We start from the raw sequence: 8,706 nt of genomic DNA on the forward strand, positions 1-8,706 counted from the left end.
GACGAGCACGCCGTGTCCACCGTCACCGCCGGGCCCTCCAGCCCGAAGATGTAGGAGATCCGGCCCGAGGCGACACTGCCCGCGCTGCCGTTGCCGACCTGGCCTTCGAAGCCGTCGGGTGCATTGTGCATGCGGGCGGCGTAGTCGTTGTACATCACACCCGCGAAGACGCCCGTCCGGCTGCCGCGCAGGGACTTCGGGTCGATGCCTCCGCGTTCCAGGGCCTCCCAGGAGGTTTCGAGAAGCAGCCGCTGCTGCGGGTCGGTGGCGAGTGCCTCGCGCGGTGACATGCCGAAGAACCCGGGGTCGAAGTCGGCCGCGTCGTGCAGGAAGCCGCCCTCACGGACGTAGCTCTTGCCCTTGCGGTCCGGGTCCGGGTCGTACAGGCCGTCCAGGTCCCAGCCGCGGTTGGCCGGGAAGCCGGTGACGGCGTCGGCGCCGGCGGCAACCAGTTCCCAGAGGTGTTCGGGGGCGGTGATGCCGCCGGGGTAGCGGCAGCCCATGCCGACGATCGCGATGGGTTCACGGTCCTTGGCCTCCAACTCCTCCAGGCGACGGCGGGCCTGGCGAAGGTCGGCGGTGGCCAGTTTGAGGTAGGAACGGAGTTTTTCCTCGGTGGAATTACGGCCCTCGGTGGACATGCGGCATCAGCTCCCCGTGAAAATCATGCTGGTGAAAACGGCCAGTCAGTTCATCCGGTCGTTCGTTCGTTCAGGATTTCCTCAGCTCGTTTTCAAGGACGCTGAACAATTCGTCGTCACTGGCCGATTCGAGGTCGTCGTCGTCCATGTCCTGTGGCGGGCGCGTCCCGGTGGCGTCGCCCAGTCTCGCGAGGAACGACTTCATGCGCACCGTGATTTCCATGCGCTTGATCTCGTCCGTGGCGAGGGCTTCCAGGGTCTTCTCCACCCGGTCGAGCTCCGCGGAGACGGCGGCCGGCGACGGTGCCGCAGGGCCGTCCGCGTGCAGGGGGATCTCGGCGTGGAGGTGGGCCGCGAGGGCTTCGGGGCTCGGGTAGTCGAAAATGAGGGTTACGGGCAGGCGCAGGCCGGTCGCCGTGGTCAGCCGGTTGCGGAACTCGACAGCCATGAGCGAGTCGAATCCGAGATCCACGAATCCGCGCCCGGGTTCGATGGTGGACATCGTGGTGTGGCCGAGGATAGCCGCTGCCTGGGTGCGTACCAACTCCAGGAGGGCGCGCCCGCGTTCGGACTCGTCCAGCCCGGCCAGTCGCCGCTTCAGCGTGGATGCGCTCTCCGCCGGTCCGGTTCCGGCGGCTGCGGCACGCCGGGCGGGGACGCGGACCAGGTCGCGCATCATCACGGGCACGGCGTCCGGGTCGGCCGGGCGGTTCAGCCTGAGGCGGTCGAACCGGATGGGCAGCAGGGCCGGGGCGGGCGACCGCTGGGCGGTGTCGAGGAGTTGGAGGGCCTGGGCGGTGGGCAGGGGGCTCATCCCGGCGCGGGTCAGACGGCGGACGTCCGTCGTGGTGAGTCCGCCGGTCAGGCCGGTGACCTGCTCCCAGAATCCCCAGCCCAGGGACACGCCCGGCAGGCCCTGGGCCCGCCGGACCGTCGCCAGGGCGTCCAGGAAGGCGTTGGCCGCCGCGTAGTTGGCCTGGCCGAGGCTGCCGAAGGAGGCGGAGGCAGATGAGAACAGCACGAAGGCCGACAGCTGAGCGTCCCGCGACAGTTCGTGCAGGTTCCAGGCTCCGTCGAGCTTGGGCCGTAGCACGGTGTCGAGCCGCTCGCCGGTCAGGGACGACACGATGCCGTCGTCCAGCACGCCCGCCGTATGCACCACACCCGTCAGCGGGTACGCGGCCGGGATGCCCGCCATTACCGCCGCCAGGGCGGCACGATCGGCGACGTCACACGCCACCAGCGACACCTCGGCACCCAACTCCTCCAAGTCGGAGAGGAGTTCGGCGGCACCGGCAGCCTGCGGCCCGCTGCGGCTGAGCAGCAGCAGACGCCGTACCCCGTGAGCCGTCACCAGATGCCGTGCCACCAGACCAGCCAGCGTGCCCGTCGCGCCCGTGACCAGGACAGTTCCCTCGCCCCAGGCGGGTCCTTCGGGAGCCGTGGCCGGCGTGGCCGGCTGGATGCGGGGCACGCTCACCGTGCCGGAGCGCACCGCCAGCTGCGGCTCGTCGTGCTCCACCGCCCACTCCAGCGCCGTCGGCAGCACGCTCCACGAGGACTCGACACCGTCGACGTCCACCAGCACAAACCGGCCCGGGTTCTCCGTCTGGGCCGACCGCAGCAGACCCCATACCGCGGCCGCCCCGAGATCGGTCACGTGCTCCTCCGGCCCGGCCGCCACCGCGCCCCGCGTGACCAGCACCAGCCGCGACGACGCGAACCGCTCCTCCGCCAGCCAGCCCTGCACCAGCTCCAGGGCGCGGCGCAGCGCCTCGCGTACGACGGTGGTCGTCTCGCCCTGTTCACAGGTGCAGTCGGCGAGGACGTACGGGGGCAGGGTGTCGCCGTCGGCGAGGGAAGTCAGGTCCGCGAAGGGCTTGACGGCCAGGCCGGGGGTGTCGCCGAGGGCGTCGGCCGCGTCGAGTGTGTCGCCGCCGACGATGGCCCAGGCGGCGGTTTCCTGCGGGACGGTGGGGAGGTCGCGGGGGGTCCAGACGAGGTGGAACAGGGAGTCGTCCGACAGGTCCTGGGCGTTCGCGGTCCGCCGTAGCTGCTCGGTGTCGACCGGGCGCATGACGAGGCTGTCGACGGTGGCCACGGGGCGGCCGGTGCCGTCGGCCAAGGTGAGGGTGACGGCGTCGGTGCCGTCCGTGGGGGTGACGGCTACACGCAGGGCCGCCGCGCCGGTGGCGTGCAGGGTGACGCCGCGCCAGGCGAAGGGCAGCCGGGGCTGCGGTGCGGTGTCGCCCTGGCCGGCCTGGGCGAGGACGGCGAGGCCCACGGCGTGCAGGGCGCCGTCGAGCAGGGCGGGGTGCAGGCCGTAGTGGTCGGCGTCGGTGGCGCGGTCCTGGGGAAGCGCGACCTCCGCGAACGTCTCGTCGCCGCGTCGCCAGGCCGCACGCAGGCACTGGAAGAGGGGGCCGTAGTGGTATCCGGCGGCGGCGAAGTCGTCGTAGACGCCGGCGCAGTCGACCGGGGTGGCGCCGGCCGGGGGCCAGGCGGTCAGGTCCCGGTCGGGCCGTTCGGCGCCCGCGGCCAGGACGCCGGTGGCGTGGCCGGTCCACACCGCGCCGTCCTCGGGGGCGTCCCGTGTGCCGTCCGGGCGGGAGTGGATGCTCAGTTCGCGTCGTCCGGAGTCGTCGGCCGCGCCGACGGTGACGCGCAGTCCGACTCCGGCCGTCGCGGGCAGGATCAGCGGGGCCTGGAGAGTGAGTTCCTCCAGGAGGTCGCAGCCGACCTCGTCACCGGCCCGGGCGGCCAGTTCCACGAAGGCGGCGCCGGGCAGGAGAATGACGTCGTCGACGGCGTGCTCGGCGAGCCAGGGCTGGGTGCGCAGGGACAGCCGGCCGGTGAGGACCACACCGGTGGCGTCGGGCAGGTCCAACGCCGCCCCGAGCAGCGGGTGTTCGACGGCCGTGAGGCCGAGTCGGGTCTGTGCTCCGGTCGCGCCGGTGGTGTCGTCCAGCCAGTAGCGACGGCGTTGGAAGGCGTAGGTGGGAAGGTCCACGCGGGTGGCGCCGGTGCCGGTGAAGACGCGCTCCCAGTCGACGTGCGCGCCCTGGACCCACACCTCGGCAAGGGAGGTGAGCACGCGGTCGATGCCGCCGTCGTCGCGGCGCAGGGTGCTCACGACGGCCGGGGTGATGGCGCGGTCGCGGCTCTCCAGGGTCTCCAGCACGCCCATGGTGAGGATGGGATGGGGGCTGACCTCGACGTATACGTCGTGTCCGGCGGCGTCCAGGGCGCGTACGGTCTCCTCGAAGCGGACCGGGGCGCGCAGGTTGCGGTACCAGTAGCCGGCGTCCAGCTCGCCGGTGTCGAGCGGCCCGGCGGTCACGGTGGAGTAGAACGGCACCTCGGCAGGGTGCTGCTCGACCCCGGCGAGGATCTCGGCCAGCTCCGGCTCCAGCCGCTCGACGTGGGCGGAGTGCGCGGAGAAGTCGACTCCGGGGACGTTCCACCGCATGACGCCGGCCTGGGCGAGGACCATGCCGAGCTCGCGCAGGGCGTCCGGGTCGCCGGAGACGACCACGGTGTTGGGGCCGTTGACCGCGGCGATCGAAACGCGCTCGCCGAACGGCTCGGTCCGCTCGCGCACCCACTCCTCGGAGGCGACGATCGACAGCATGCCGCCGGTGCCCGCGAGGGCCCGCAGGGCGCGGCTGCGCAGGGCGACCACCCGGATCGCGTCCGGGAGGGAGAGCACGCCGGCCACGCAGGCGGCGGCCACCTCGCCCTGCGAATGTCCGACGACGGCCGCCGGTTCGACGCCGTAGGAGCGCCACACCTCGGCCAGGGAGACCATCATCGCGAAGAGGGCGGGCTGGACGACGTCTACGCGGGCGAGCGCCTCCTCGTCGCCGAGCACGTCGCGCAGCGACCAGTCGACCAGTTCGCGCAGGAGGCGTTCGCACTCGTCCATGCGGGCCGCGAAGACGGGCGAGGACTCCCACAAGTCCCGTGCCATGCCGGCCCACTGCGAGCCCTGGCCGGGAAAGACGAACACCACGCGACCGGCGCCGCCGGGCGAGGCAGGGCCGGTCAAGACGCCGTCGGCTTCCTCACCGCGCGCCAGTGCCCGCAGGCCATCGACGAGCTGGGTGGCCGTCGAGCCGGTCACCACGGCACGGTCGTCCAGGGTGGCGCGGCCGGTGGCCAGTGACCAGCCGACGTCGACCGGAGCCGGCTCCTCGCCGCCCTCGACGCGGGTGAGCAGGCGGGCGGCCTGGGCGCGCAGGGCGTCGGCGCCCCGGGCGGAGAGCACCCAGGGGACGGTGGGCAGCACTGTCGGCCCCGCGGTCCCGGCCGGCTCCGGCTCGGCCTCGGTCTCGTCCTGCGGTGCCTCTTCCAGGATGACGTGCGCGTTGGTCCCGCTGACGCCGAAGGAGGAGACACCCGCGCGACGCGGACGGTCCTCGGTCGGCGGCCACGCACGGGTCTCCGTCAGCAGCTCCACCTCCCCTGCCGACCAGTCGACCTTGGTCGACGGCTCGGTGACGTGCAGGGTCCGGGGCAGCACACCGTGCTGCATCGCGAGGACCATCTTGATCACACCCGCGACACCGGCGGCGGCCTGCGTGTGCCCGATGTTCGACTTCAGCGAGCCGAGCAGCAGCGGCCGCCCCTGGGGACGCACCTGCCCGTAAGTGGCCAGCAGCGCCTCGGCCTCGATGGGGTCGCCGAGGGTCGTGCCGGTGCCGTGGGCCTCGACGGCGTCGACGTCCGCCGGGGAGATCCGCGCGTTGGTGAGGGCGGCGCGGATGACCCGCTGCTGGGAGGGGCCGTTGGGGGCGGTGAGGCCGTTGCTGGCACCGTCCTGGTTGACCGCCGAGCCGCGTACGACCGCCAGCACGGGGTGGCCGTTGCGCCGCGCGTCGGACAGCCGCTCCAGCAGCAGGACGCCCACGCCCTCGCCCCAGCCCATGCCGTCGGCGGCGTCGGAGAACGCCTTGGAGCGTCCGTCCGCGGCGAGGCCCCGCTGGCGGCTGAACTCCATGAACGCGACCGGCGTGGACATGACCGCGACACCACCGGCGACGGCCAGCGAGCACTCCCGGCGGCGCAGCGCGTGCACGGCCTCGTGCAAGGCGACCAGTGACGAGGAGCACGCCGTGTCCACCGTCACCGCCGGCCCTTCCAGGCCCAGGAAGTACGACAGCCGGCCGGAGAGCACCGCACCGGAGCCGCCGGTGACGACGTACCCGGCGACGTCGTCGGTGACATTCCCCGCGGACGGCCCGTAGTGGGAGGGGGCGCCGCCGACGAAGACACCCGTCTGGCTGCCCTTGAGCGACGATGGGTCGATGCCGGCCCGCTCGATCAGCCCCCAGCAGGCCTCCAGGAACAGCCGCTGTTGCGGGTCCATCGCCAGCGCCTCGCGCGGCGCGATCCCGAAGAAGCCCGCGTCGAAGTCGGTGGCCCCGCGCACGAAGCTGCCTTCGTTGACGTACGTGGTGCCCGGCCGCCCCGACGTGCCCTCGGGGTCGTAGAGGCTGTCGATGTCCCAGCCGCGGTCGTCGGGGAACGCGGCCACGGTGTCGACGCCGTCCACGAGCAGCCGCCACAGCTCCTCCGGCGAGTCGGCCCCGCCGAAACGGCAGTTGACGGCCACGATCGCGATCGGCTCGCGCTCGGCGTCCTCGTGCTCCTGCAGACGGGTGCGCGTCTTGTGCAGGTCGGCGGTGACCCACTTGAGATATTCGCGGAGCTTTTCCTCATTCGCCGTCATGACTTACCGAACTCCCGGTTGATGAAGTCGAATATCTCGTTGTCGCTCGCCGCGCCGAGCCGTTCCTCGACATCGGCGTCCGCCGCGCCGGCGGCCGGTGCGCTCTCCGCTGAGCCGCCCAGCCGCGACAGCAGCACCTCCAGCCGCGAGGTGATCGTGGTCCGCAGGTCCTCGTCCGCCGGAGACAGCGAGAACATCGCGGCCTCCAGCCGGTCCAGCTCCGCGATCGCCGACCCGGCGCCGTCGCCCTCCGGGCCGACCAGCCGATCCCGCAGGTGGGCGGCCAGGTCAACGGGGGTCGGGTGGTCGAAGACCAGCCCGGTGGACAGCCGCAGCCCGGTCGCCCTCTGCAGCCGGTTGCGCAGCTCCACAGCGGTCAGCGAGTCGAAGCCCAGCTCCTTGAAAGCCTGGTCCTCCCCGACGCCGTCCACGCCGTCATGCCGCAACACCGCCGCGGCCTGGGAGCGCACCAGGTCCAGGAGGGTGCGGTCCCGCTCGGTCGCCGTCAACGGCGCGAGCCGGTCCGCCAGGGACGCGCCGACGCCGGCATCGCCGTCCTCCGCCGCGGGATCGTCCGGGGCGCTGTCGAGCAGCGCCTGCCGGGCCTCCGGCACGTCGTCCAGCAGGGGCCGGGGCCGGGCCGCGGCGAAACCGGGCGCGAACCGCGCCCAGTCCACGTCCGCGACCACCGTGCCGCTCTCGTCGTGGTCCAGAGCCAGCTGGAACGCCTCCAGAGCCAGCTCCGGGTCCATCGCCAGCACTCCGAGCCGACTCATGTGCTCCTCAGCCCCGTTGTCCGTCAACATCCCCGACTCCGCCCACGCACCCCAGGCCACCGAGGTCGCCGGGCGTCCGAGGGAACGGCGCCGCTGCGCCAGTGCGTCCAGGTGCGCGTTGGCCGCCGCGTACGCACCCTGGCCCCCCGCGCCCCACACGCCGGCGCTCGACGAGAACAGAACGAAGGCGTCCAGTTCGTCGTCCGCCAGCAACTCGTCCAGGTGGACGGCGCCGGTCACCTTCCCCGACGCCACCTCGGACAGCATGGTGAGATCCGTCTCCGCGAGGCTCGCGTACGGTGCCGCACCCGCCGTGTGCACCACGGTGCGCACCGGCGACCCGTCGGCCCGCAGCCTCTCCAAGAGCCCCGCCAGCGCCGCGCGGTCCGTGACATCACAGGCCGCGACCGTCGCCCGGACGCCAAGCCCGGTCAGCTCCGCACGGAGCTCCTCGGCACCCGGCGCCTGCACGCCGCGACGGCTGACCAGAACGAGATGCTGGGCTCCTCGGTGCGCCAGCCGACGGGCAACTCGCCTGCCCAGCGCACCGGTTCCCCCGGTGATCAGGACCGTACCCTGCGGCTTCCACTCCCGTACAGCGGGGCTCTGCGCGACCGGCGCGCGCCGCAACCGGAGCGCGAACACGCCCTCCGCACGCAGCGCGAGCTGGTCCTCGGCCCCGGCCGTGTGAGCCGCCAGCACACCCCGCAACCGCGCCAGCGCACGCTCCTCCGGCGCCTCGGGAAGGTCGACCAGACCGCCCCACCGCTGCGGATGCTCCAGGCCGACGACCCGCCCCAGACCCCAGACCTGCGCCTGCGCCTCCCGCACGACCGTCGGGTCCGCGCCGCCGGTGGACACCGCGCCCCGCGTCGCCAGCCACAGCGGCACGTCCACACCGGCGTCGCCCAGCGCCTGCACGAGCTGCAGCGTCCCGGCGAGCCCCAGCGGGACCTCCGGGTGCCGCGGATGCGGGGCCTCATCGAGGGCGAGCAGGGACAGTACGCCGTCGAAGGCGCCGATCTCCCTGATACGACGGGCAAGTTGCTCCCGGTCGCCGTCCGCCGCGGTCCAGGCGAGCGGGAGCACGGTCGCGCCGCCGTCGGTCAGCGCCTTGCCGGCCGCCACGGCCCAGGCGTCGTCGCCGGCCTCTGCCGGAACGACCAGCAGCCAGGTACCCGGCCGGGCGTTCCCGTCCGGTCGCTCCGCAATCCGCTTCCAGTCAAGGCGGTAGCGCCAACGGTCCAGCGTGGACCGCGTACGACGCTGTTGCCGCCACGCCGACAGCGCAGGCAGCACGCTGCCCAGCGACGACTGCTCCGCCTCGCCCTCGACGTCCAGCGTCGACGCCAGCGACTCCAGGTCCCCGCTCTCGACCGCCTCCCAGAAGCGGGCATCCGCGTCATCGAGGACGGGGGTGGGGGCGGGCGCGGCCTCGGCGGCGGGGGCGTCGAGCCAGTATCGGCGGTGCTGGAAGGCGTAGGTGGGCAGGTCGGTGTGGTGGGCGCCGGTGCCGGTGAAGGCCTGGGCCCAGTCGACGTCCACGCCGTGGACCCAC

At 73.2% G+C, this 8,706-nt stretch carries 3 protein-coding genes and 1 pseudogene; all 4 read right to left on the bottom strand.

The annotated features are described in order from the left end of the window. Positions 1-641 (bottom strand): beta-ketoacyl synthase N-terminal-like domain-containing protein (locus ABZ078_RS43695; protein WP_356584155.1); only part of this gene is annotated, 641 nt, incomplete at its 3' end. A gap of 70 nt (positions 642-711) precedes the next feature. Further along, positions 712-3,210, bottom strand: a complete 2,499-nt coding sequence (locus ABZ078_RS43700; RefSeq protein ID WP_356584159.1) for a type I polyketide synthase — start codon at positions 3,208-3,210, stop codon at positions 712-714. Positions 3,211-3,306: 96 nt separating this feature from the next. Continuing rightward, positions 3,307-6,372 (bottom strand): annotated as a pseudogene (locus tag ABZ078_RS43705) (type I polyketide synthase); the annotation flags it as partial. Then, the coding region (locus tag ABZ078_RS43710; protein WP_356584157.1) for an SDR family NAD(P)-dependent oxidoreductase at positions 6,369-8,706 on the bottom strand (2,338 nt) is incomplete at its 5' end. The gene ABZ078_RS43710 and the pseudogene ABZ078_RS43705, both read right to left, overlap by 4 nt.

This window comes from Streptomyces sp. NPDC006385, from assembly GCF_040612485.1.
Taxonomy (GTDB): Bacteria; Actinomycetota; Actinomycetes; order Streptomycetales; family Streptomycetaceae; genus Streptomyces.